The sequence below is a fragment of the Haloplanus ruber genome (assembly GCF_024494725.1).
Lineage (GTDB): Archaea > Halobacteriota > Halobacteria > Halobacteriales > Haloferacaceae > Haloplanus > Haloplanus ruber.
Genome location: NZ_JANHDK010000001.1, coordinates 807,967 through 831,832 on the forward strand (window position 1 = coordinate 807,967; position 23,866 = coordinate 831,832).

Below are 23,866 nucleotides of genomic sequence, written 5' to 3' on the forward strand. Positions count from 1 at the left end.
CGACGAGGAACTGCGAGAGGAGTGATCGGGCTAATTCGACTACTCGGAATCGAGCCCACTCCAATCGCCCCGTTACGATCTTTGACCGTCACCCGGCGTGACGGGATTCGATCTCGTCGTGTCGATGCGAGCGGGTTGACCGATCAGCCCTGTGCGATGGGTCCCAGCTAGGGCCGGGATCACCGTTCGACAGCCGGTCCGTGAGATCCCTCATTTGCAATAGCGCAACGGGACAGTGTGGCACCCAAAGTCCTCTCAGGCCACAGAAGGACGATCTCGGTTCCAACTCGTGGGGGGCAACTACGGCGAATCAGTCTCCACAATCGCCTCAGATACCCGATCGAGTACGGCGGGATCACAGGCTTCGTCGACGTGATCGACGTTCCACAAGCCGGAGCGACGGATTTTCTCGCTCGAAGTGTCGTGGCCGAGCCACCGAGCGTCTCGGGGATCGATCGGGTCCTCGCCGTAGTTGCTCACGAGCGCGATGACGTTCCGTTCGAGGTACGCCCTGTCGCTATCGGGGCTTGGTTCGTCGTCGACGTTCACCCAGAGAAAGGGAAGGTCGCGGATGTAGTCGCTGACGCGTCGTTCAAGATCGAGTTCCTCAAGACGGAGATCGCGGCCGGCACTGCTTCCGTGTCCCCACTGAGGATACTCGTCGTGGAGACCGTGACGTTCGACGAGCGCTTCCCCAACGCGTTCCCGGAAGACGGAGCCTCGATGGTTGCCGCCATCCTCGTACGTCCCACTCAGCGCGCCACGATGGGTTCGGAGGCGGTTCCACAGCGTCGTACCGCTTCCCTCGGAGACGGCGTGCGTGCCGACGCGCGTGAGGCGTAGCTGATCGCCGTTCGCTCGGTACTCGCCGTTGGCGAAAAAGAAGTAAACGCCTCGATCCGGCCAGTCCATGTAGCCGTCGCAGTCGCGGAGGCGGCGTTTCCCGCCAACATGTCGTTCGAGATCGTCGAAGAGCGAATACAGCCGATCAAGGCGTGCGTCCCGATCCATAGGATGCGTCTATTCGGCCCACTGCAAATCAGCTGGGGTGTACGAGTACTGCTTCAGCCCTTGCTCGTCGCAGTGCGAGGCAAGCTTTCCCGGGGATATCCCCAGATCGTCAAGCTGTCCGGTGTAGACCACGGCCACCGACTCGTTAGAGTCGTCCGCCCGGGCGATGACAATCGCTTCGTCGGGATCCTCGTGGTTCGCATTGACGACGCGATCACCCGCGGTGAACGGATTCGTCGCGAAATCCAGATTCGTGTGCTTGTACGTGTACAGCTTGACATCCTGGTCGTCACAGTACGAAGAGAGAAGCGCGGGATCGATGTCTCGCCAGTCACCGGGACCGGTGTCGAGCGTACTGGGGAATGCGACCCGAACGGCTTCACCGTCTATCGACTGACCGTAGACGCCAGCGTCCTTCTCCGGAGGAAGCACTTCGACGACGACGGCCACCGACGCCTCCGGATCACCGGATTTGACGACGCGATCACCCGGCGAGAAGGGATTCTGCGGTTTCTGGTTCATGTGGGCGGTGTTCGGACCCAGATCCATCAGCTCGTTCATCGGACGGGTCGCGAGGTGATCCAGTTTCGTGGGTTCGTCTCCGGCGTACACTTCCTGCGTCGCGACCTTCGATTCGAGTGTCTCGACGCGCTCCCAGCCGAGCAGAATGAGGCCGTCTTCGTTGTCCCGGTGCCACACCATGACGACGATTTCGTCGTCGGGATCCTGTGCGAGCAGTTTCGACGGACGGAACGCAGAGACGTCTCGGGAGGTCTTCACGTCAATCTCATATCCGAACACCTCGAAATCGTAGGCGGAGAAACTCTCGGGGTTACACTTGCGGATCGCCGCCTCGTTCTCCCACTCCCACATTTCCACCGGGAGGTACTCCCGACAGAACTGCTCGAACGCGAGTTCGCCGAGATTCCCACGGCGTTTGGTGGGGATGTTGTCGGCGCCCTGTTTCACGGCTTGGTGGTGCGCGCGCTGGCGGTCGACGCCGTCGGGCGTATAGAGGTACACCATGTCGATATCCAAAACGCGGCTGATGAATCTATCGGCCACCCCGATCGCGCACGTTCACGAACAGTAAGAGACGGGCTGTGGTCGTTATGACCCCCCGTGGGGATCTGGAAGATGTAGCGGTCTCTGATCGCTCCCGTTGAGAGTTCGCTGGGGCGCTGTTGGTGATCGGTCTGCTCCGAGACGGTAACGCTGCTGTGTCCTTCGCTCTCGTCGCTGGTCGATCCGCGCTCCCCGGATACTCAGAAGCTATTCTGGACGGCATCCATCTTGCACTGGACACAGAGGTCGTCGAAGATACAACCGACGTTGTCGTAGGGGCAGACGTGGGCTTCGGTTTCGACCGAGAGGCGACGTTTCTGCTGTCGCCATTCGACCTCCCACGCGTCGATAGACATCTCGGTAGAGGTGAATACGATCTCGCCCTCGCGGTTTTCGATCTTGGCGACCGTTTCCGGCGTGAGTTCCGCTTTGACGACCGCGATGGCTTCCTCGTAGGACTGACAGTCGCGCCGCTCTCGGTCTGTGTCGAGCAAGACGACCGTGATCGCACGGTCAGTCGTCTCGGTCGGGTCGTGGCTCGATGTCACCGTGTGCAGTCGGGATTCGGAGAACAATAAGATCACTCCCAGCAGGAACACCAACCGACCAGAGGCGACACCGAGATCGAAAAGAGACATCGAGCGCGACGCGGACAGACGTCACGGATAGCTATTACAGTGGAGTGGGTCACTTATCGACGATGCACAAGTTCGCCCCCGCGGCCGAGGACGAACGGATCGTCTTCGGCGCCTGTCGTCCGAACCACCCGCGACGAGCGCCACCCGACAGTTCGGTCGACGACTGGGTGCGAGACATGCAGAACCGAGACGTCGAGCGCGTCTGCTGTCTGCTCGACGAGTCACAGCTGAGCGAGTACGACAACCTCCTCGACACCTACGTGACGAGCTTCGGCGCGGATCGCGTGGCTCACGCGCCAATCGAGGATTTCAGCGTCGTCGACCGAGGGACACTCCACGAGACGATTCTGCCGTTTCTCGACGCGTCGAAAGCCGCCTCGGAGCGCGTCGTCGTCCACTGTTCGGCAGGCTCGGGACGAACGGGACACGTACTGGCGCTCTGGCTCGCATACGACCGAGGCTGTAGCGTCGAAGATGCGGTCGCGGAAGTGCGCCGAATGGGACGCCGACCGCTCGAGGCCGCGAGTAGGGCTGACTTGCGCGCGTTACTGTAGCGGACTGTCGTATCGGGCACGGTCACCCCTCTCAACGGTGAAGTTCGGCAGCCCGCCAACAGCGCTCACGAGGGGATCGGTCGGTGCGATTAGGTGGCTTGGACTACTATCCGCCGCTATGGACGATCACACCCGAGACGACACTGTGGGTCCCCCAATCTCGGGAAGCCCCACAGGATGGGACGCCAGCCGGGGGCTGTCCAACGGGTGGGAACACGGCACGCTCCGTCGCGCCGTGGTTCACGGTGTGCGCCTCTACAATGCCGGTGCCTTCCACGAGGCACACGATTGTTTCGAATCAGAGTGGTACAACTACGGGAGCGGGTCGACCGAGAGCGCGTTTCTCCACGGGATGGTACAGGTCGCTGCGGGCGCGTACAAACACTTCGACTTCGAGAACGACGACGGCATGCGTTCGCTGTTCGAGACGGCGCTCCAGTACCTCCACGGGGTGCCCGAAGATTACTACGGCGTCAGCGTCGACGAGGTTCGGACGACACTACAGGCTGCTCTCGACGACCCGGAGACACTCGATGGCTGGCACATCGAACTCGATGGCAACCGTCCCGTCGCGATGGACCACGACCGTGAGTTCGCCGAACAGTTGGAGTAACTGTTCGGATTCGTTGGGACATCGGAAAGCAATCTCGAAGCGGTCGTGCGATTCGTGGAACGTGTCGGCGCTGTAACGGCGGACCGTGGGCGGCCGCGCGACGGAGCGTGCCGTGTTCTCACCCGTTAGACGAGGTACGCACCGCACTCCAGCCGGTTGGATCACTAGACACCGGCGACCCCACGGCGGACTCACGGGTGTGTTCGTCCATCCCGACCTCAGTCGGGCCACCGGCCCACGGTGGTCCCGAGCGGACGGAAACGCACTTCAACGCCGGGAACTTGGGACGCACAATGAGGATTCGAGAGTTCGGCGACGACCCCCAGGTGGCGGTCGTCGCGGCGGTCCACGGCGACGAACCCTGCGGCCCCCGTGCGGTCGACGAACTGCTTTCCGACCCGCCGGCGTTCCGGCGGCCGGTGAAGTTCGTCGTCGCCAACGAGCGTGCCCTGGACCGTGACGTGCGGTATCTGGACGACGACCTCAACCGGGCGTTCCCCGGCGACACGAACGCACAGAGCCACGAGCGGCGACTGGCCCCCCGACTGCTGGCCGAGTTGGAGGGCTGTACGACGCTCGCGCTCCACTCCACACAGTCGTATGCCGATCCCTTTGCCCTGGTTGACACTATCGGTCCGGAGACGGCGGCGCTGTGTTCCCACCTCCCCGTCGACGCAGTCGTCGAGACGGCCGCGTACGCCGGCGGTCGGCTGATCGACTACCCCGGCATCGTCGAGGTGGAGTGTGGTCTCCAGTGGTCCGAGACCGCTGCGGCGAACGCCCGACGGCTGATCGAGGCCTTCCTCGCGGCGACGGACGTTCTACCGGAGGAGACGGCACCCGCGGCGCCCGATCCCGACGTACCGATCTTCCGTCTCACCGGGCAGGTGCCGAAGGCGCCGGCGGACGAACACGAGGTGTTCGTCGAGAACTTCGAGCGTGTCTCCGCCGGCGTGCCGTTCGCGGCAGCCGACGGCGACGACCGGGTGGCCGAGGAACCCTTCTATCCCATTCTGATGTCGGCCGAGGGGTACGAGGACGTGTTCGGATACGCGGGCGAGCGGGTTGGCCGCCTCGCTGACGTCGACGACCCAACGGACGGTCACTCCTCGCGGGAGACGAGTTCGACCAGCGTGAGGTCACGGTCGAGCATACAGTAGTCGTGTGGCGGGTCGCCGACGACTTCGTCGATGCGGTACTCGACGCCGAGTTCGGCGCCGTCAGGAACACAGTAGGTGTGACTCGGACAGTCGGTGTACGGACACGACCCCGCCAACTCCGTCTTGCTGCCGGCGTACGCACTCTTCGAGGGCACGTTGGCGGGGATGGGCGCCGGTTCGACCTCGACGGCACGGACGCCGCCGTCGTGGACGGCACAGTCGAGGGTCTGTGCGTTCTCGCGAACGCCCGTGATCCGGTAGCGAGTGCCCGGCGAGAGGTCGAGACATTGGCCGCGGTACGGACAGCCCTCGCAGGCGCTCGACTCGCCGCGGAAGACGAACTCGCGTCCGACCTCCGCGAGGCGCGTTCCGATGAGCGTGACCTCTGACATGTACGGAGGTTCACGGCCCTGTCGGTTAAGCCTCGCGACCGAGTAGTTCGTCGAGGCGCTCGAAGTACGCCTCGCGGGGCACCTGATAGGCGTCGCGGTAGTCGACCTCACCGGCGGCGAACGCCCGGGCGAACTCGACCGCCGTCGCGGTGGCCCCGGCCCGGTCGTCGGCGGATTCGACCCGCGCCTCGACCTCGGGTTCGAGATACAGCGTGACGGTCCAGCCGTCGCTGTTCCCGCGCCTGCCACCGGGTCGACGCCGGGGCGACCCCGGCGAGAGGTAGACCGTCGGAAGGCAGGGCGCGGGGAAGGCGTCGGTGTCGAACACGTCGGGGCGGTACGCCAGGATCGCCCGCCCCTCGGCTTCCTCGTGCCAGACCGTCCAGCCGTCGGGGAGCGAGTCGAAGGTCACAGTTCCCCGTTCGTCCCGACGACCCTATAGTTCGTGGTGTCGGTCGAGAAGTCGCTATCGACGACGATTCGGGTCGGTGAGTTCGAGCGGGTGGATTCGGCGTCCGGCGAACGCGATCCGAGGTGGTGATAGGTGGGTCGTCAGCAAAGTGTCGCCCGGAACACTAACGTCCGGCCTCATCCCTGGCGGCGTGCCGTGTCGGCCGGCTAACCCTCGTGCCGGGCGGTCGCGGGGTTGGATCGGCTGTGCGACGGACAGCCCGTGTCACGTGCCCGGGTTCGCCGCGCGGTCATCGCGCCCTAGTGGGCGTGCTCGGGCGGGGACTGAAGGCACGCACTCAACCAGAGACGGCCCAGCGGCTAACCTCTTGTGACACGGCGTCAGTAGACGTAGTCGGTCGCGGGGATGTTGACGTAGCCGCCCGACCGAAGGCGTCGCTTCCGCCACCGATAGCCCACGAGCAGTTTGATGGCGTTCCACCCGGCGGCGAACGTCCGGTCGAACAGCTGATAGCCGTCCTCCGAGGCGAGCATCCGGCTGGCGGTGCGGAAGATGCGGTCCCAGTCGCTCGGGCCGTAGTCCGTGACCATGTCGGCCATCGTCACGTTCCGCAGGATTTCGTTCTCGATGGCGTCCTTCCAGGCGTCGTTGTACCGCGAGAGGTCGCCGGAGCCGGCCAACTCGCCCGCTATCGACCCGGTGCGGACGGCCACGTGGTCGCCACCCTCGTGGAACGCGGAGGTGGTGCCCATCGCGCCGCCGACGACGGCAACCCCCGCCTCGACCGGGGAGTCGACGGGTCGGGTCGAGGAGATGGGGTAGGTTTCGGTGCCACTGGACTTGCCCCGGTCCTCGACCAGCGGGAAGTCCTCCGGAACGTCGTATTCGTCGCCGTACTCGTATTCGAGGAGGCGCCGGAGATACTCGCCGCCGCCGGGCACCGTCTCGTCGTCCGGCCGGAGCAGGGCGTACGAGCCGGGATCGGTCACGTCGTCCAAGTCGAGACCGATGGGCATCGTGAGTCCGATGCGGGCGACGTCGTCGTCGTTGGGGAAGATCCACGGATAGGCGGTGTGCCCGGGGATATAACCCCACCAGAACGTGATGGCGCCCCGAAGGTCCTCGGCGACGGCCGGGGGGAGACGTCGGTGTTCCTGATACGCGATGTGGTTGGCCGTGGTCGTCCCGAGGCGGTCGGTCACCGGGTAGGGCAGGTAGCGGTCCAGCACGCGGTTGGTGACGGTGCGCTGTGGGCCGTCGGCGAGGATGACGTAGTCGGCGGCCACCGCGTCGCCGTCGGCCAGCTTGATGGTGTGTCTCGGCGACTCGTCGAGGGTCGTCTCCACGTCGCGGACGGAGACGCCCACGCGGTAGTCGGCGCCCGCGGACTCGGCGCGCTCCCGGAGCCAGTCGTCGAAGCGGGCGCGGTGGAAGGTGTAGCCGAAGGCGTCGTACGACGAGTCGATCCCCGTGCTGTGCAGGACACAGGACTCCGTCGGCCCGACGAACGCCGCGCGGTCGAGTTGCGACAGCAGGACGTCGTCGGGAAACTCGTCGGGATGGATGCCCATGATGTCGACCCAGTAATCGAGAATCCCGGCGGCGTCCGTCGAATCCGGCCCGAGTCCGGGCCGGTCGTCGCGGGGGACGCCCTTCTCGAAGACGCGCGCGGACGCGCCGGCCTCGGCCGCCGCGTGCGCCGCCGCCGATCCGGCTGGCCCGCCGCCGACGACGGCTACGTCGACGTATTCCATACCCACCCTCCGGCGGGCGACTGTATTAAACGCCCGGAACGCGACGGTCGGTCCGTCCCCGAGGGTCTATAACGGAGGCGCGAGCAACGCCGCCCATGACTGATCCGGACGTCGTCGTCCTGCGGCAGAAGGTCCACGGCATGGCACCCGAATCCTACGGCGAGAGGCTCCGCAAGCGCCTCCCCGATCACGAGATTGCCGTTGCCACCACGCCCACGGAGGAACGCGATCTGCTCGCCCGAGCGCGGGTGGCGACCGGCATCGACTTCGACCCCGCGTGGCTGGAGGATGCTCCGAACCTCGAACTCTTTGCCTGTACCTACGCCGGCACCGGCCACCTCGACGTGGAGGCGCTGACCGACGCCGGCGTCGCCGTCACCAACGCGGCGGGCGTCCACGGCCCCAACATCTCGGAGTACGTGGTCGGGTCGCTGATCGCCCACGAACGCCGATTCCGCCTCGCCCGGGAGCGACAGGAACGCGCCCACTGGGAGGCCTATCCCGTCCGCGAACTTCAGGGGAGCACGGCCGCCGTCGTCGGTCTCGGCGCCATCGGCTCCGCGCTCGTCGACCGTCTCCACCCCTTCGGCGTCGAGACGATTGGAGTCCGCTACACGCCCGAGAAGGGCGGCCCGACCGACGAGGTGGTCGGGTTCGACCGGACTCACGAGGCCCTCGCCCGGGCGGACTACGTGATCCTCGCCTGCCCCCTTACCGACACCACGCGAGGGCTGATCGACGCCGACGCCCTGGCATCGATGCGCGCGGACGCACTCCTCGTCAACGTCGCGCGCGGCCCCGTCGTCGACACCGACGCTCTAGTGACGGTGCTCCGGAACGAGGACATTCGCGGGGCGACACTCGACGTGACTGACCCCGAACCCCTGCCCGCGGACCACCCGCTATGGTCGTTCGACAACGTGCGGATCACGCCACACAACGCCGGCAACACGCCGAAATACTACGACCGCCTCGCCGACATTCTCGCCGAAAATCTGCGCCGGATGGAACAGACGGGGGCGGTCGAGGGGCTGGACAATCAGGTGGCCTGATCTCGGCCAGGGGCGGCGTCAGCGCTCTGGCGGCGCGATCTCGTTACGAAGCGTGCCGACGCCCTCGTAGGTGATCTCGACGCTATCGCCGGGTTCGACGGTGCCCGGGTTGGCCGGGCTGCCGAAGGCGATCACGTCGCCCGGGCGGAGGGTAAACCGCTCGGAGAGGAAGGCGACGATATCGTAGGGGTCGAACAGCATGAGTTCCGTGTTCGCCTCCTGCCGGCGCTCGCCGCTCACGTCGGTGTGCATGTCGATTCCGTGCGGATCGAGGTCAGTCTCGATCCACGGGCCCAGTGGCCCGGAGGCGTCGAAGGCCTTCCGCGCGGTGCGACCCGGCTGATCGAGCGCGTCGAGGTCGTTCATGATCGTATAGCCCTGCACCACCTCGGGGACCTCTTCGGGGTCGAGACGGTGACACCGCTCGCCGATGACGGCCGCGAGTTCGCCGGCGTAGGTTACCTCCTCAGAGAACGTTGGGTAGGGGACCGGCTGGTCGTGGGCGATGACCGAGGCCGGTGGCTTGATGAAGAACGCCGGCTGGTCGGGCACGTCGTACTCCATCTGGTCGAGCGTCTCGGCGAAGTTCCGCCCGACACAATAGAGTGCCGAGGGATCGCACGGCGGGGCCAAGTGGCCGTCGTCGCCAACGACGAACTCCCCGGCGTCGGTCGTGACGACACCGTCCCGGTACTCGCCTTCGTGGATTGCGCCGTCTACCGCGATGCGCGCGCGTCTCATACGCTCCCGTCCCGGCCGACCGACAAACCGCTTGTGGAACGCCGCCGTGGGCGCACCGGTCGGGCCGAAAGCGTTTACTATGTGAATCGGTAACGACTGACGTACCCCTACCCGCGGCCCTCGATCCACGTCAGTTTTTACGCGCCGGCCGGAACCGAAGGGTAATGGACTCCGAACTGCGCGACCGTGTCGAACGAGCGGCGCGGACGCACGCACTCCTCAACGCGGTGAAATACGAGAGCGATGCGGATGTGGGCGCGGTCATGGGCCCGCTGATGGGCGAGAACCCCGAATTTCGCGAGCACGCCGACGAAATTCCCGGCGTCATCGGCGGGGTCGTGAGCGAGGTGAACGGACTCTCGGACGCGGAGCGACGCGACGAACTCGCGACGCTGGCCCCCGAGAAACTGGCCGAGTTAGAGAGCGAAGACGAGGGCGAGGAGCATCCGCTCCCGGACCTGTCGAACGTCGAAGACGGCGTCGTGATGCGCGCCGCGCCAAACCCGAACGGCCCGTGGCACCTCGGACACGCCCGGATGCCCGCCGTCATCGGGACGTACAAGGAACGCTACGACGGCCGGTTCATCTGCCGGTTCGACGACACGGACCCCGAGACGAAGCGCCCGGACCTGGAAGCCTACGACGCCATCCTCGATGCCATCGACTATCTTGGCTTCGAACCCGATACGGTGCTCCGTGCGAGCGACCGTCTGGAGACCTACTACGACCACGCTCGAGAGCTGATCGACCGCGGCGGGGCCTACACCTGCTCCTGTCCGGGGGCCGAGTTCTCCGAGTTGAAGAACGCGGGCGAGGCCTGTCCCCACCGCGAGAAAGACCCCGAGCAGACCCGCGAGGAGTTCGAAGCGATGATCGACGGCGAGTACTCCGCGGGCGAGATGACCCTTCGGGTCCGCACCGATATCACCCACAAGAACCCGGCGCTCAGGGACTGGGTTGCCTTCCGGATGATCGACCGGCCACACCCCCGCGAGGCGGCCAGCGACTACCGCTGCTGGCCCATGCTCGATTTCCAGTCCGGCGTCGACGACCACCTCACGGGCGTCACCCACATCATCCGCGGCATCGACCTGCAGGACTCCGCGAAGCGCCAGCGGTTCGTCTACGACTACTTCGACTGGGAGTACCCCGAGGTCGTCCACTGGGGGCACGTCCAAGTCGACGAGTACGACGTGAGCCTCTCGACGTCGACGATCAAGGAACTGATCGACGAGGGGAAGCTGGACGGCTGGGACGACCCGCGCGCGCCGACGCTCGCCAGCCTGCGACGTCGGGGGATCCGCGGCCAGGCCATCGTCGACGCGATGATCGAACTCGGCACCTCGACGAGCAACGTCGAACTGTCGATGAGCGCGGTGTACGCGAACAACCGCGACCTGATCGACGACGGCGCCGACCGCCACTTCTTCGTCCGCGACGGCGTCGAGATGGCCGTCGACGGCGGGCCGGACGCGGGCCACCCGCCCGTCCACCCAGAACACGAGGAGCGTGGCCGCCGCGACGTGCCCGTGCCCGGTGCGGTCCTGGTCGAACCCGCCGACGTTCCCCCGACGGGCGAGCGAGTCTGGCTCAAGGGCTTCGGCTGTGTCCGCCACGTCGACGACGGCTTCACGTACGTCGGCGACGACATCGCCGCCGTCCGCGAGGAGGACGTACCGGTGATCCACTGGGCGCCCGCCGAGGGCGGCGTCCCCCTCCGACTGCGGACGACCGACGGCGACGTGACGGGAGTCGCGGAACCCGCGCTGGCCGACGCCGCCGTCGACGACGTGGTGCAGTTCGAACGCGTCGGCTTCGCTCGGATCGACGCCCTCGGCGACGAGGCGGTGGCGTACTTCACCCACGAGTAGGCGCTAGCCCACCGGTGACGAGCGGGACCGCCGCCGTCCCTACCCGAAGTCGTCGCCGAAATCCGACGCCCGGAGTTCGCCGGCGACGCGGGTTTCGAAGCGGCGCTCGACGCGCTCCCACGACGGCGACGCCCGGCCGGCGGCGTACTGCAACACACCGACCGGGAAGCGATGGGGTTCGTAGTCGACGGCGATTCCGGCCGCGTAGTCGCCCGGCACCGACCGCTCCACGACCGTGTAGTTGCCCCGTTCTTCGGTCGCGCGAGCGACCGCCGTCAGGTCCACGTCGTCGAGGTGGTCGACGAGCGGATCGGTCGTCATCGCCGCCACGAGCGACGCGACGGTGTCGGCGTCGGCGACGCTCGTGACGATCCAGAAGCGCTCCCCGACCGCGGCCGCGTAGCCGCCGTGGGTGAGGTACACCTCGGGGCGGTCGGTGTTGGATTCGGTCCAGCCGTCGGCCCGCATCCCCGCGACGGCCGTCTCGGCGTCGTAGTCGCCCCGGCCGAGAGTCACGTTCGGCAGCGTCGCCGGCTGAACGTGGACGAGTTCGAACGCGTCGGCGTCGGTGTGCGCCGGCGGCCCCGAGCCGAGCCACCCCTGTCGGAGTCGCTGTCGGACCGTGTCGTCGTTCACGTCGGCGAGAAGGGGCGCCGCGTCGAGATATCGCGCCCAGACGGTGGCCCGGTCGGGGGTTTCGGGGTGGGTCGGCGTCCGCGCCAACAGCGCCTCGAATCCGAGGGATTCGTCCGCCGGCAGGCGCGGTGTCGGCGTCGGCGTCGACGTGGCCGTCGGCGTCCCGGTGGTGGTGGGGGCTCCCGTCACCGGGTCGTCGTCGCCGTCGGCAGAACAACCCGCGAGCGCGAACGCGCCGGCGACGCCCGCCGTTCGGATGAGTCGTCGTCGAGAGACGCGTGGCATATCACGCCCTCGGCCCGGCGGCTCTTATACCTGCCCCGCCCGGAGCCGGCCGTTTCGGGACGTTTATCCGCCCGTCCGACGCCCCTTCGAACATGAAGGCGACCGCCACGGCCCACCCCATCCAGGGGCTCGTGAAGTATCACGGGATGCGCGACCCCGAACTCAGACTCCCGTATCACGACAGCATTAGCGTCTGTACGGCGCCCAGCCGGACCACCACCACCGTCGAGTTCGGCGCGACTGACGAGGACGTCTACGTCGTCGACGGCGACCCCGTCGAGGGACGGGGCGCCGAGCGGATCGACGCCGTCGTCGACCACGTTCGCGAGCGTGCGGACATCGACGCGCCCGTCCGCTTAGAGAGCGAGAACTCCTTCCAGTCGAACGTCGGCTTCGGCTCTTCGGCCTCGGGCTTTGCCGCGGCCGCGATGGCGCTCGCCGAGGCAGCCGATCTGGACCTCTCTCGTCCCGAAATCTCGACCATCGCTCGCCGTGGCTCCGCGTCGGCCGCCCGCGCCGTCACCGGCGCCTTCTCTCACCTCCGGACGGGGCTGAACGACGCCGACTGTCGCTCCGAGCGGATCGAGACGGATCTCGAAGATGAGTTGCGGATCGTCGCCGCACTCGTCCCCTCCTACAAGGAGACCGAACAGGCTCACGAGGAGGCCGCCGACAGCCACATGTTCCAGGCGCGGATGGCCCACATCCACGGACAGATCGCCGAGATGCGCGACGCGCTCAGCGACGGGCAGTTCGACCGAACGTTCGAACTCGCGGAACACGACTCCCTGTCGCTGGCGGCGACGACGATGACCGGCCCCGCGGGGTGGGTGTACTGGCAACCCCGAACCATCGCGGTGTTCAATACGGTGCGGGCGCTCCGCGACGAGGGCGTTCCCGTCTACTTCTCGACGGACACCGGTGCGAGCGTCTACGTCAACACCACCGCGGACCACGTCGACCGCGTAGTCTCGGCGGTTGCCGACTGCGGCGTCGAGACCGAGGTGTGGGAGGTCGGCGGTCCCGCGCGGATCCGCCCCGAGGACGACGCCCTGTTCTAACCCTCGACCCACTCGCGTCGGTGGTCGTACTCGCGGTCCACGTCGCCGCGGAGCCACAGAATCGCACTCGACCGGTTGGGTCTCGTCTCGCCCGGGTGACTCGGATCGCGCGAGCGGTAGTTCAACTCCACCTCCACGCCGTCGGGGTACTCCCGAGCTACGTTGACGGTGTGGTACGCTCGGTCGAACCGGCCGGCGGTGGGGGTAACGCGGCTGAAGCCTTCGGGGACGGCCTCGACGGTGAGCGCCCGCCCCTCGTCGGCGGCGGCTCGAATCCCGTCGAGGAGCGCGCTAAAGTCGGCGACTGCGTCGGTCGGCCCGGTAATGGGGAGGCCGCTCTGTTCCGCAAACTCGTGGGCGGCGGCGAGACCCCGCGGACGCAACGCCGTCCCGTCGAGCAGTCCCGCCTCGCGGGCCTCCCGGAGCGCCTGCGTCCCTCCCGATAGCTGTGCGTCTAGGACGTGCCGCAGTTCGGTGCGGTCGTGAATCGAGTGTGCCGTCCAGCAGACGAACCCTTCGACGCCCATTCGTTGGGGGGTCGGCGCGCGCATACTTATATGGGTCGGCCGAACTGTTCCGGACCCCGCCGTCCCCGGGCGACCCTTCTTTGCCGTGTGGAGCCAACGGGACGGTATGCGCGTCGTCGTTCTTGGTGCCGGTTACGCCGGCCTGACACTCGCCCGTCGCCTCGAATCCCGGCTCCCCGAGTCGGTCGAGCTCGTCGTCGTCGACGAGTCCGACACCCACCTCGTCCAGCACGAACTCCACCGGGTCGTCCGCCAGCCGTCGGTGGCCGACGCCATCACCGTGCCGCTCGAAGACACCCTCTCGCGGGCGACGGTTCGGCCCGCGCGCGTCGAGGGTATCGACCGCGAAGCCCGCCGCGTCCACCTAGACGACGGCCACCTCGACTACGACTACGCGGCAGTCTGTCTCGGCGCCGAGACGGCCTTCTACGACATCCCAGGCGTCCACGAACACGGGATTCCGCTGAAGCGGCTCTCCCACGCCCGCCGCCTCCGCGAGGACTTCCTCGACACCTGCGCGACCGGGGGTCGGGCGGTCGTCGGCGGGGCCGGCCTCTCTGGCGTGCAGGTAGCGGGCGAACTCGCGGCGCTAGCCGAGGAACGCGACGCCGCCGTCGAGGTGACACTTCTCGAACGGCTAGACTCGGTGGCGCCGGCGTTTCCCGCGTCGTTTCAGTCGGCCGTCCGGGACGCCCTCGTTGACGCGGGCGTCGCCGTCGAAACCGGCGCCCAAGTGACCGGGGCGAGCGCCGAGGCGGTCGAGGTCGACGGCCGGACCGTCCCCTACGATACGTTCGTCTGGACCGGCGGCATCTGTGGTCCGGCGGCGCTGGACGGTGACCGGCCCGTCGTGCGAGGTGACCTCCGACTCGACGCCCACACCTTCGCCGTGGGCGACGCCGCGAAGGTTGTCGACGCCGACGGCGAGGCCGTCCCCGCAAGCGCCGCGGCCGCGATCCGCGAGGCGGGAACGGTCGCCACCAACATCGACCGTCTCGTCCAGGCCGCACGCGAGGAGAGCGACCCCCGAGACGCGGGCTTCGAACCCCGACTGGAGCCGTTCCGGTTCGACGCCCCGGGATGGATCGCCTCCGTCGGCGACGACGCCGTCGCTACGGTCGGCCCGAAGGTGTTCCGGGGGGCCGCCGCACGGGCGATGAAAGCCACCGTCGGCGCCGGTCACCTCTCCTCGGTCGGAGCGGTCACCCGGGCCGTCGAGTTGGCACGCGAGGAACTGAGCTAATCCGCCGCCGCGAGGAGGTCCCGGACCCGGTCGGAGTCGACCGGGGCGGTTGTCTCGCCGTCGCGTTTCAGCGCCGTCCCGACGATCACCCCGTCGGCCACGTCGAGGAGGTCGCCGACCGTCGCCGGGGTGACGCCGCTGCCGACGTACAGCGGAACGTCGTGGGCAACACACCGCTCAGCGACCGCGTCGAGGCGGGCGTGGTCGACACCCTCGCCCGTCCGGGGACCGCTGGCGATCACGCCGTCCGCACGCCCCCGTTCGACCAGGTCGTCGACGTCGTCACCCGTCGTGTCGCGGTCGGTGGCCGTCGCGTCGCCCAAGGACGTCGAGTGTTTCACCGCCGTGTCTGCGAGGATCGACACGTCAGCGTCGAGACGGTCGCGCAGGCGGAGCGTCTCGTGGGCGCGACCCTCGATCACGCCCTGGTCGGCGACGCGCGCGCCGGTGTGGACGTTGACGCGGACGAAGTCGGCGCCGGCGGCGGCCGCGACCGACAGCGCCGCGGTCGCGTCGTTGCGGAGGACGTTCACCCCGACCGGCCGGTCGACCGTCTGAACGACGAGTCGCGTCAGATCGGTCATCGACGCGACGACGTGTCGAGGGACGGTCTCGGGGTAAAACGGGGCGTCACCGAAGTTCTCGACGAGGAGGGCGTCGACGCCGCCCGCGTCGAGTGCCCGTGCGTCGGCACGCACACGGTCACGAATCGCCGCACGGTCGCCGTCGAAGCCGGGCGACCCCGGGAGCGGTGGCAGGTGGACCATGCCGACGACGCGTGGGAGGTTGGTCATCACGAACCTGTGCGTACTCGGAGGGGAAAACACTCCGCCCTGGCCCCACGACAAGGGGGTTTAATTATCGCCGTCCCGGACTAGCGATAGACCGCGAGAATGACCACGAGCGAGGGGGGGACGGTGCTCATCGTCGACGACGACAGAGACGTCGTTCGCACGTACCGCCGGTATCTAGAGACGTCGTACGATGTCCGTGAGGCGTACGACGGCGAAAGCGCGCTATCGCAACTCGACGAGTCGGTGGACGTGGTGTTGCTCGACCGCCGGATGCCCGGCGTCTCCGGTGGGGAGGTGCTCGACCGCATCCGGGACCGTGACCTGGGGGTGCGGGTGGCGATGGTGACCGCCGTCGACCCCGACTTCGACATCCTCGGGATGGGATTCGACGACTACATCACCAAGCCGACGAGTCACGACGAACTCAGGGCGACCATCGACGACCTGCTCTCCCTGAGCCAGCACGCCGAGGACGTCCGGAAGTACCACTCACTGCTCGCGAAGCGTGCGGCGCTACGCGATGGGAAATCGGCACACGAACTCGACCGAAACGAGGCCTTCGCCGACTTAGAGGAGCGGATCGAGTCGCTGCGGAGTACGCTCGAAGCCGAGGCGGCGGACTACACCGACGACGCGCGGTTCGTCGCCACCCTCCGGGCCATCGACGACTCGGGCGAGGGGGCCGCCGATGGCTGAGGGCGACGCCCAGTCCGAATACCCGCTGGGTGACGCCCTGCCTATCGACGTCGGCGCGTTCGATCCCGGTATGAACCTGCTCGTCTCCGGCCCCGCGATGTCGGGCAAGCGCCAGGTGGTGTTCGACCTCCTCGCGCCTGCGGCATCGACCGACCCAATCGTCGTGATGACGACCGACGATCCGGCGCCGCGCATCCACACGGAGTTCGAGGATCGGCAGAGCTGCATCACCCCCGAGACGTTCCGTATCGTCGACGCTTCCGGTGCCCCCGGCGACGACGACCCCACGGTCCACCGGGTGAACTCGCCCGCTGACCTCACCGGGATGGGTGTCGCGTTCACGGAGGCCGTCGAGGCGGTCGGGTCCCCTCCTCGGCTCCGCTTGGGCTTTGTCTCCATCTCGACGCTCCTCCAGTACGTCGACGCCGAACGAGCCTTCTCGTTCCTGCACGTGCTCTCCCGGCGGACGAGCGCCGCCGGCTACCTCGGCGTTTACAGTCTCGACCCCACGACCCACGAGGACCGCTTCGTCAACGTCGTCACCTCCATCTTCGACGCCGTGATCGAACTCCGCGAGGAAGACGGGAACCGCGAGGTTCGTGTCCGTGGCCTGTCCGGTATGGCCCCCGAGTGGACCGCGTTCCCTTACTGATCGTCGCGCTCGGCGGCGGTGTCGGGGTCGATGTCGTACACCTCGCTGGCTCGCGCCGCGGACACCTTCCCCAGACGTAGGTCGCGAGCCACGGCCTCCGGGTCGCGGTCCGCCGGGTCGCCGTAGCCGCCGCCGCCCGGCGTCCGGAGACACACCACGTCGCCGGCGTCGAGGGCGTGAGTCGACTTAGCCGGAATAGCGACGGACTCGCCGTCCCGGTGGAGTCGGTCCGCGCCGGCGTCGCCGGCGTCGCCGCCAGCGATCCCGTAGGGTCGGTGGTGCCGCCGGTCGGCAAGGAGGCTGAACGCCACGCCATCGGTGAGCACTTCGATGTCGCGCCGGAGGCCGAGACCACCGCGGAACTCGCCGCTGCCCCCCGAGTCCGGGCGGTAGGCGTAGCGGCGCACACGGAGCGGGTAGACGGTTTCGAGCACCTCCGCCGGCGTGTTGAGCGTGTTGCTCATGTGGGCGTGGACGCCGTCCATGCCGTCGGCGCCGGCCCGACCGCCGTAGCCGCCGCCGACCGTCTCGTAGAACGCGAAGGGTTCGCCCGTCCGGTCGGCCCCGCCGAAGGTGACGCTGTTCATCGTCCCCTGAGCGGCGGCGACGGAGCGCTCCGGCGCCTCGGTCCCGAACGCCCCGAGGAGGGCGTCGGTCACCCGCTGTGAGACTTCGAGGTTTCCGCCGACGACGGCTGCGGGCGGCGTCGCGTTGACGACCGTCCCCTCGGGGGCACGGATCTCGACCGGTCGATACGTTCCCGCGTTCGGCGGCACGTCGGGATCGGTGACACAGCGCACCGCGTAGTACGTCGCCGACGCCGTCACCGCGAGGGGGGCGTTGATCGCACCCGCGACCTGGTCGCTCGTCCCCGCGAAGTCGACGACGAGTTCGTCGCCGTCGACGGTCACCGAGACGGCGATCCGAAGATCCGTGTGCCCCTGACCGTCGTCGTCGAGGTAATCCTCGAATGTGACAGTGCCGTCCGGGAGCGCGTCGATTTCGGCGCGCATCCGGCGTTCGGCGTAGGCCTTTATCTCCGCCGTCGCCGCGCGGAACGTATCGAGGCCGTGGCGCTCGGTCACCTCGCGGACCCGTTCGACGGCCGTCCGGTTGGCCGCCCGCTGGGCGCGGAAGTCGCCCCGTCGCTCGTCGGGCGTCCGCACGTTCGTCAGGAGCAGGTCGAAGACGTCCGCGACGGGGTCGCCGCCGTCGTAGAGTTTCACGGGCGGGACGCGGAGGCCCTCCTGATAGATCTCCGTCGAATCGGCGGCGACGCTGCCCGCCTGTCCCCCACCCACGTCGGCGTGGTGAGCGCGGTTGGCCGCGACGGCGACCAGTTCGTCGTCGACGAAGATCGGTGTCACGAGCGTCATATCGGGCAGGTGGGCGCCGCCGTGGAACGGGTCGTTCAGGAGAATGGCGTCGCCATCCTGCAGTTCGTCGGGCGGGAACGCCTCGACCGCCGCCGCCACCGAGTACGGCATCGCGCCGAGGTGAACCGGGATGTTCTCCGCCTGGCTGATCATCTCGGCGACCCCGTCGGTCAGGTCGAACAGCGCACACGAGCAGTCGCGGCGGTCCTTGATGTTCGGCGAGTAACTCGTCCGGACGAGCGTCGCGTTCATCTCCTCGGCGACGGCGACACAGGCGTTACGGAGGACCTCCAGGGTCACCGGATCGACCGCCTCGCTCATGGCTCGATCACCACGTTTCCCAGGTCGTCGACGCTCGCTGCCGCCCCCGGCGGGACGACGACGGTGCTTTCCGTCCCCTCGATCACCGCCGGGCCGTCGAGTGCGGCACCCGGTCCGAGCGCCGCACGGTCGAAGACCGGCGTCTCGTGGGTCGCCCCGTCGAAGGAGGCGGTGCGGGTCGCCTGCGGGGCCGGCGTACCCGTCACCTCGTCGGCCATCGAGAGCGGAGGCGGATCGACGACGCCCCGCGAGCGAAGGCGAAGGGTGACGAGTTCGACTGGTTCGTCGGGGGAGGCGTGGCCGTATCGGCGCTCGTGGCGCTCGTGGAAGCGATCCTCGACGGTCGCGAGTGCCGCGTCGTCCAGTGGGCCGTCCGGGAGCGGAACCCGGAGGTCGAAGGACTGGCCGCGGTATCGCAGGTCGACAGCGCGTTCGAACCGCCGGCGTTCCGGGGGGTAGCCCTCGTCGGCGAGACGGTCCCGGCGCTCGTCCGCGAGCGCCTCGAAGCGCTCGGTGAGTGCCGCGGGGTCGACCGCGTCCCACGGCCGGACCGCCGAGACGCCGTCCTCGTAGACCACGTCGCTGATGAGGAGGCCAAGCGCGGAGAGAACGCCGGCCGAGCGGGGGACGACGACCTGCGGTACGTCGAGTTCGGCGGCGAGTTCCGCGGCGTGGAGCGGCCCGGCACCGCCGTAGGCGACGAGGGAGAAATCGCGGGGGTCGTGGCCGCGCTCGACGGAGACGACGCGCAGCGCCCGTTCCATGTTCGCGTTGGCGACGTCGAGAATCCCCTGTGCGGCCGCGTCGGCGCTCAGATCGAGGGGGTCTGCGATTCGCTCCCGGACCGCCTCGCGGACGGTCGCCTCGTCTGCGCTCTCCGCGAAGAAGGCACCGGGGTCGATCCGGCCGAGCAGGAGGTGGGCGTCGGTGACCGTCGGCTCGGTCCCGCCGCGGCCATAACAGATCGGGCCGGGGTCGGCGCCGGCCGACCGGGGACCGACGCGCAGGCTTCCCCCCTCGTCGACCCACGCGACCGAGCCGCCGCCCGCGCCGATGGTGTGTACGTCGACCATCGGGACGTTGACCGGATACTCGCCGACCGATCCCTCCGTCGAGACGACGGGGTCGCCGTCCCGGACCAGCGACACGTCACACGAGGTGCCGCCCATGTCCATCGTGAGGACGTCGTCGAACCCGGCGGCACCCGCGACGTGGGCGGCGCCGCGGACGCCCGCGGCCGGCCCCGAGAGGAGCGTATTCACGGGACGCTCTCGCGCCGCGGCCGCCGAGGCGACCCCGCCGTTTGACTGCATCACCTGCATCGCCGCGGGAACGCCGGCCGAGGCGATACCCTCCTCCAAGCGCCCCAGATATCGGTTCATCACCGGCTTGAGCGCGGCGTTGATCGTCGTCGCCAGCGTGCGCTCGTACTCTCGGATCTCGGGCAAGACGTCACTGGACAGCGACAGTTCGGCGTCGACGCCCGCCTCGCGGAGGCGTGCCGCCATCCGCCGCTCGTGGACGTCGTCCTCGAAGGCAAAGAGGAAGGCGACGGCGACGCTCTCGACGTCGGCGTCGGCGACGGCATGGGCTACCTCGCGGGCGGCGTCCTCGTCGAGGGGTTCGACGACCTCGCCCCGGTGATCGAGGCGTTCGGGCACCTCGAAGCGCCGGTCCCGGTCGACGACCGGTGACGGCTTCTCGGCGCGCAGGTCGTAGAGGTCGGGGCGGGTCTGTCGACCAATCTCGACCGCGTCGCGGAACCCTGCGGTCGTCACGAGCGCCGTCTCGGCCCACTCGCGTTCGAGGAGGGCGTTCGTGGCGACGGTCGTTCCGTGGGCAAAGAACTCGACTGTGGCCGGGTCGAGATTGGCCGCCTCGCCCGCGGCGTCGACCCCGTCGAGAACGCCCCGGTCCGGGGCGTCGGGCGTCGACGGTACCTTCAGCGTCGCGAGTCCGTCGGCGTCGGCGACGACCACGTCCGTGAAGGTGCCGCCGACGTCGACCCCGACACGTGTGTCGGTTTCCATACCGGGGGCAGGGAGGGGTGGCAGATAAACCTCCGGCCGGCTCCCGACCCAGTTGCGGAGGGCGGGGGCGGCAAATTGAAACGCCGGGAGCCGCAAGGGGAGATATGAGCACGACAACGAGTCGGCTGGAGGATCTGGGCTCGGAACTCGGCGAAGCCATCGCGGACTCACCCGCCTACGAGCGCTTCGCGGAGGCGAAAGCCGCCGTCGAGGACGACCCGGACGCACAAGAGCGGATCGCCGAGGTCGAACGCCTCCGCGACGAGTTCGTCACGGCCCGCGAGGCCGGCGAGGCGAGCCAGGAACACGTCGCAAAACTCCAGCAGGCACAGAACGACCTCCACTCGCTGCCGGTGATGGAGGAGTACCTGAACGCCCAAGAGGCGCTCCAGAGCCAACTCGAAGCGGTCAACCGCGCAATCTCCGAGCCACTCGCCGTCGACTTCGGCGGCGAGGCCGGCGGCTGCTGTCACGACTGATACGGGGTATCCCGAATCGTTACCGGTGGGTCGCCGAGATGCTCCGACGAACCACCAGAAAACAGTTCCCGTCATTCGTGGAACACCATCGAGACGGCTGTGTGACCCGTTTTCACCCCGACGTTCAAATCCGGTGGGGCGTCCACCCCCCGCCATGCTCGCCATCGCCGGAGGCAAGAGCGGAGTGGGAAAGACGACGACGGCCCTCGGCCTGGCCGCGGCGCTCGACCCGCCGGTCGTCGCGGCCGACGCCGACGCCGATATGCCGAACCTGCACGCGCTCGCCGGCGTCGACCGTGAGCCGACGCTCGCGGCCGTCGACGACCGTGGCGTGGGAGGCGTCGCACGGACGGGATCCGACGAGCCGGGGGTTGGCGTCCTGCCTGCGCCCCACGTCGGCGACGCCGGCGCCGACCCGGACGCACTCGCCCGGGCGCTCGACAGGGTGGCCGCGGCCGACCGGCCGGCGCTCGTGGACTGCCCCGGCGGCGCCGGCCCGGATGCCGCCGCCCCGCTCCGGGCCGCGGACGCGACGCTCCTCGTCACGACGCTCTGTGCGCCAGCGCTCCGGGACGCCGTCAAGACGGCCGCGATGGCCCGGACCCTCGGCGCCCCGGTGTGTGGGGTCGTGTTGACCCGCACACGCTCGGCCCCCGACGCGGTGACCGACCTCCTCGACTGTCCGGTGGCCGCGTCGGTGCCCCCGGCTGACCCGCCAATCCTCGACGACGAGCGGGTACGACGCGCCTACCGACGCCTCGCGATGCAGTTGGGAGAAGACCTATTAGCGTCCCAAGCGTGATATCGAACAATGGCCAAGCGTCTGCCAACGGGGATTTCGGTCCTCGACAGACAGCTCGACGGGGGGATTCCGCCGGGGAGCATCCTCCTGCTGAGCGCCGATCCGGCCAGCCAGTCTGAGTCGCTACTGTACGAGATTGCGGCCGCGCGGGGGACGCTGTACGTGACGACGATCCGTTCGGAACAGGCGGTGCGTGACGCCATCGAGCGCTACCGCGGCGGCGTCGACCGCCTGTCGGTCCGTGACGCTGGCGACTACCCACCCATCGACAACGCGACCCGCCTCGTGAAGGACCTCCCCGAGAGTGCCAACCTCCTCATCGACGTCGTTGATCCCCTCGAAGACGCCGAGCCGACCCGGTATCGGCGCTTTCTTAACGAACTCCAGACCCACATGGTCAACACGGGATCGATTGCGGTGTTACATGCAATGCACGGCGACGACACGCCCAACCGGTCGCTCACGGAACATATGGCGGACGTGGTGTTCGACCTCCGGACGGACACCAGCGGCTCACAGATCGTCAACCGACTCGCCGTCCCCAAGTTCCGCGGCGGGAGCGCCCTAGAGGAGACTATCAAGCTGAAACTCACCGACGGCGTCACTATCGACACCAGCCGCGACATCGCCTGACGGGTCACCGACGACCCGTCGGCTCGAAGAACGGAGAAGCGTGTTACTCTTCGAGGTCGACGTCGTCTTCGAGTTCTTCGACGATTTCGTCGGCGTCAACGTCGACATCCTCGAGGGCTTCCTCGACGTCGGCGCCGCCGGCGCCACCCATACCGCCCATCATGCCGCCCATACCGCCCATCATGCCGCCGGAGCCGTCGATGGTCTCCTGGACGATGACGCGGTCCAGGTCGAGACGGTCCATGATCTGCTGAGCGATCTGCTGTTTCTGGAAGAGCCACTGCTGGTTCATCGTCATCGTCGGCGTGGCTTCGACGTACAGCGTCTCTTTCTCGGCGGTCTGGGTCTCGGTCTCGTACTCGGGGTCCTCGTCGTCGTCGCTCTCGACTTCGACTTGAACCTCTTCCTCGACTTCGTCGGTTTCGATCCAGACCTCGGGCGCTTGATCGAGGTACATGCCGAGCAGACCCTGGGCCTGTTCCGCGGGGTCGTCGACGACGTCGAGCACCTCGTACTCGTATTCGAGGTCCTCGCCGGCGAGCGGGTGGTTGAAGTCGACACGGGCGCGGCCGCCGATGATCGTCTCGACGTGGCCCTGTTCTCCGTCGACGGTGACGTGAGCGCCGGGGTAGCGGTCGTCCTCGTCGATCTTCTCGGCGCTGACGGTCCGCACGTCGTCGGGGTCGAACTCGCCGAAGGCCTCGACGGCGTCGACCGCGACGGTGCTCTCGTCGCCGACGTCACTGCCGATCAGGTCGTCGTCGACGGCCTGGAAGACGTGTCCCGCGCCGATAACGACGGTTCGGGGCTCGAACTCGTGGCCCTCCTCGTCGATGCCGGCCTCCTCGGCCACCTCCTGACTGGTCGTGTCGACGACCTGGTCGTCGTCCGTGGTTCGGATGGTGTAGTCGAGACGGACGAAGTCACCGTCCTGCAGGCCGGACGCCGCCTCGGTCTCGGACTCAGTTGCAGTCTCCGCGTCGGGGTCATCGGCCGTGTCGGCGTCTACCGGCTCGTCGGCCGATTCGGCCTGTTCGTCACTCATACCACCCACAACTCCCGTGCGAC

The 23,866-nt window shown here is 68.1% G+C and carries 25 protein-coding genes; 12 read left to right on the forward strand and 13 right to left on the reverse strand.

What is annotated here, in order from left to right; all coding sequences use genetic code 11:
- Positions 1–300: 300 nt before the first annotated feature.
- The 3 genes from NO878_RS04260 to NO878_RS04270 form a co-directional block, all read right to left on the reverse strand.
- Positions 301–1,011: a GIY-YIG domain-containing protein gene (locus tag NO878_RS04260; RefSeq protein WP_256404718.1), complete on the reverse strand. Its 711-nt coding sequence runs from the start codon at positions 1,009–1,011 to the stop codon at positions 301–303.
- Between the two features lie 9 nt (positions 1,012–1,020).
- Positions 1,021–2,034, reverse strand: coding sequence for a DUF7961 domain-containing protein (locus NO878_RS04265; protein WP_256404719.1), 1,014 nt, complete (start codon positions 2,032–2,034; stop codon positions 1,021–1,023).
- 242 nt (positions 2,035–2,276) lie between these two features.
- On the reverse strand, positions 2,277–2,624 hold the full coding sequence (locus NO878_RS04270) for a hypothetical protein (protein ID WP_256404720.1): 348 nt from the start codon (positions 2,622–2,624) through the stop codon (positions 2,277–2,279).
- Between the two features lie 152 nt (positions 2,625–2,776).
- Between NO878_RS04270 and NO878_RS04275 the strand changes: the two genes are divergently transcribed.
- The 3 genes from NO878_RS04275 to NO878_RS04285 all read left to right on the forward strand — a co-directional run bounded on the left by NO878_RS04275 (position 2,777) and on the right by NO878_RS04285 (position 5,041).
- The gene (locus NO878_RS04275; protein WP_256404721.1) at positions 2,777–3,268 is read left to right on the forward strand and encodes a protein-tyrosine phosphatase family protein; all 492 of its coding nucleotides are present in this window, start codon (positions 2,777–2,779) and stop codon (positions 3,266–3,268) included.
- Between the two features lie 118 nt (positions 3,269–3,386).
- Complete coding sequence (locus NO878_RS04280; protein ID WP_256404722.1) at positions 3,387–3,881, forward strand: DUF309 domain-containing protein; 495 nt, start codon at positions 3,387–3,389, stop codon at positions 3,879–3,881.
- A 293-nt stretch (positions 3,882–4,174) separates the two neighbouring features.
- Complete coding sequence (locus NO878_RS04285; RefSeq protein WP_256404723.1) at positions 4,175–5,041, forward strand: M14 family metallopeptidase; 867 nt, start codon at positions 4,175–4,177, stop codon at positions 5,039–5,041.
- Here NO878_RS04285 and NO878_RS04290 read toward each other — a convergent pair.
- From NO878_RS04290 to NO878_RS04300, 3 genes are all read right to left on the reverse strand, one after another.
- Positions 4,984–5,433 (reverse strand): UPF0179 family protein, encoded by a 450-nt coding sequence (locus NO878_RS04290; RefSeq protein ID WP_256404724.1) that lies wholly within the window; start codon positions 5,431–5,433, stop codon positions 4,984–4,986. The genes NO878_RS04285 and NO878_RS04290 overlap by 58 nt on opposite strands.
- 25 nt (positions 5,434–5,458) lie before the next feature.
- Entirely contained in the window at positions 5,459–5,845 is a 387-nt protein-coding gene (locus NO878_RS04295; protein ID WP_256404725.1) for a DUF5820 family protein, read from the reverse strand.
- 380 nt (positions 5,846–6,225) lie between these two features.
- On the reverse strand, positions 6,226–7,599 hold the full coding sequence (locus NO878_RS04300) for an NAD(P)/FAD-dependent oxidoreductase (protein ID WP_256404726.1): 1,374 nt from the start codon (positions 7,597–7,599) through the stop codon (positions 6,226–6,228).
- 95 nt (positions 7,600–7,694) lie between these two features.
- On the opposite strand from NO878_RS04300, the gene NO878_RS04305 reads away from it, so the two are divergent.
- On the forward strand, positions 7,695–8,651 hold the full coding sequence (locus NO878_RS04305; RefSeq protein WP_256404727.1) for a D-2-hydroxyacid dehydrogenase: 957 nt from the start codon (positions 7,695–7,697) through the stop codon (positions 8,649–8,651).
- Positions 8,652–8,669: 18 nt separating this feature from the next.
- Here NO878_RS04305 and NO878_RS04310 read toward each other — a convergent pair whose 3' ends face one another.
- Complete coding sequence (locus NO878_RS04310; RefSeq protein ID WP_256404728.1) at positions 8,670–9,392, reverse strand: fumarylacetoacetate hydrolase family protein; 723 nt, start codon at positions 9,390–9,392, stop codon at positions 8,670–8,672.
- A gap of 164 nt (positions 9,393–9,556) precedes the next feature.
- On the opposite strand from NO878_RS04310, the gene NO878_RS04315 reads away from it, so the two are divergent.
- The gene (locus tag NO878_RS04315; protein ID WP_256404729.1) at positions 9,557–11,263 is read left to right on the forward strand and encodes a glutamate--tRNA ligase; all 1,707 of its coding nucleotides are present in this window, start codon (positions 9,557–9,559) and stop codon (positions 11,261–11,263) included.
- A gap of 39 nt (positions 11,264–11,302) precedes the next feature.
- Here the strand turns inward: NO878_RS04315 and NO878_RS04320 are convergent, their stop codons facing one another.
- Positions 11,303–12,184: a hypothetical protein gene (locus tag NO878_RS04320; protein WP_256404730.1), complete on the reverse strand. Its 882-nt coding sequence runs from the start codon at positions 12,182–12,184 to the stop codon at positions 11,303–11,305.
- Between the two features lie 92 nt (positions 12,185–12,276).
- Between NO878_RS04320 and mvaD the strand changes: the two genes are divergently transcribed.
- Positions 12,277–13,245, forward strand: a complete 969-nt coding sequence (gene mvaD, locus NO878_RS04325) for a phosphomevalonate decarboxylase MvaD (RefSeq protein WP_256404731.1) — start codon at positions 12,277–12,279, stop codon at positions 13,243–13,245.
- On the opposite strand, the gene NO878_RS04330 is transcribed toward mvaD, so the two are convergent.
- A complete protein-coding gene (locus NO878_RS04330) occupies positions 13,242–13,796 on the reverse strand; it encodes a beta/alpha barrel domain-containing protein (RefSeq protein WP_256404732.1) in 555 nt (184 codons plus the stop codon). The two genes, mvaD and NO878_RS04330, sit on opposite strands and share 4 nt — an antisense overlap.
- Positions 13,797–13,878: 82 nt before the next feature.
- Between NO878_RS04330 and NO878_RS04335 the strand changes: the two genes are divergently transcribed.
- Entirely contained in the window at positions 13,879–15,015 is a 1,137-nt protein-coding gene (locus NO878_RS04335) for an NAD(P)/FAD-dependent oxidoreductase (RefSeq protein ID WP_256404733.1), read from the forward strand.
- On the opposite strand, the gene NO878_RS04340 is transcribed toward NO878_RS04335, so the two are convergent.
- Positions 15,012–15,809, reverse strand: coding sequence for a BtpA/SgcQ family protein (locus NO878_RS04340; RefSeq protein WP_256404734.1), 798 nt, complete (start codon positions 15,807–15,809; stop codon positions 15,012–15,014). The genes NO878_RS04335 and NO878_RS04340 overlap by 4 nt on opposite strands.
- A gap of 99 nt (positions 15,810–15,908) precedes the next feature.
- On the opposite strand from NO878_RS04340, the gene NO878_RS04345 reads away from it, so the two are divergent.
- Both NO878_RS04345 and NO878_RS04350 read left to right on the forward strand, forming a co-directional pair.
- Positions 15,909–16,505: a response regulator transcription factor gene (locus NO878_RS04345; protein WP_256404735.1), complete on the forward strand. Its 597-nt coding sequence runs from the start codon at positions 15,909–15,911 to the stop codon at positions 16,503–16,505.
- Positions 16,498–17,157, forward strand: a complete 660-nt coding sequence (locus tag NO878_RS04350) for an RAD55 family ATPase (RefSeq protein WP_256404736.1) — start codon at positions 16,498–16,500, stop codon at positions 17,155–17,157. The genes NO878_RS04345 and NO878_RS04350 overlap by 8 nt, the downstream gene beginning before the upstream one ends.
- Here the strand turns inward: NO878_RS04350 and NO878_RS04355 are convergent.
- Positions 17,151–18,854 carry a hydantoinase B/oxoprolinase family protein gene (locus NO878_RS04355; protein ID WP_256404737.1) on the reverse strand — a complete coding sequence of 568 codons (1,704 nt, stop codon included), beginning with the start codon at positions 18,852–18,854 and terminating at the stop codon, positions 17,151–17,153. The genes NO878_RS04350 and NO878_RS04355 overlap by 7 nt on opposite strands.
- Positions 18,851–20,884 carry a hydantoinase/oxoprolinase family protein gene (locus NO878_RS04360; RefSeq protein WP_256404738.1) on the reverse strand — a complete coding sequence of 678 codons (2,034 nt, stop codon included), beginning with the start codon at positions 20,882–20,884 and terminating at the stop codon, positions 18,851–18,853. The genes NO878_RS04355 and NO878_RS04360 overlap by 4 nt, the downstream gene beginning before the upstream one ends.
- A 104-nt stretch (positions 20,885–20,988) precedes the next feature.
- Here NO878_RS04360 and NO878_RS04365 point away from each other — a divergent pair, with 104 nt between their 5' ends.
- The 3 genes from NO878_RS04365 (at position 20,989) to NO878_RS04375 (ending at position 22,798) form a co-directional block, all read left to right on the forward strand.
- Positions 20,989–21,363, forward strand: a complete 375-nt coding sequence (locus NO878_RS04365) for a YlbF/YmcA family competence regulator (protein WP_256404739.1) — start codon at positions 20,989–20,991, stop codon at positions 21,361–21,363.
- 154 nt (positions 21,364–21,517) lie between these two features.
- Positions 21,518–22,165, forward strand: a complete 648-nt coding sequence (locus tag NO878_RS04370; RefSeq protein ID WP_256404740.1) for a MinD/ParA family ATP-binding protein — start codon at positions 21,518–21,520, stop codon at positions 22,163–22,165.
- Positions 22,166–22,174: 9 nt separating this feature from the next.
- Entirely contained in the window at positions 22,175–22,798 is a 624-nt protein-coding gene (locus NO878_RS04375) for an RAD55 family ATPase (RefSeq protein ID WP_256404741.1), read from the forward strand.
- A gap of 43 nt (positions 22,799–22,841) precedes the next feature.
- Here NO878_RS04375 and NO878_RS04380 read toward each other — a convergent pair whose 3' ends face one another.
- Positions 22,842–23,843, reverse strand: coding sequence for an FKBP-type peptidyl-prolyl cis-trans isomerase (locus tag NO878_RS04380; RefSeq protein ID WP_256404742.1), 1,002 nt, complete (start codon positions 23,841–23,843; stop codon positions 22,842–22,844).
- Positions 23,844–23,866 lie beyond the last annotated feature (23 nt).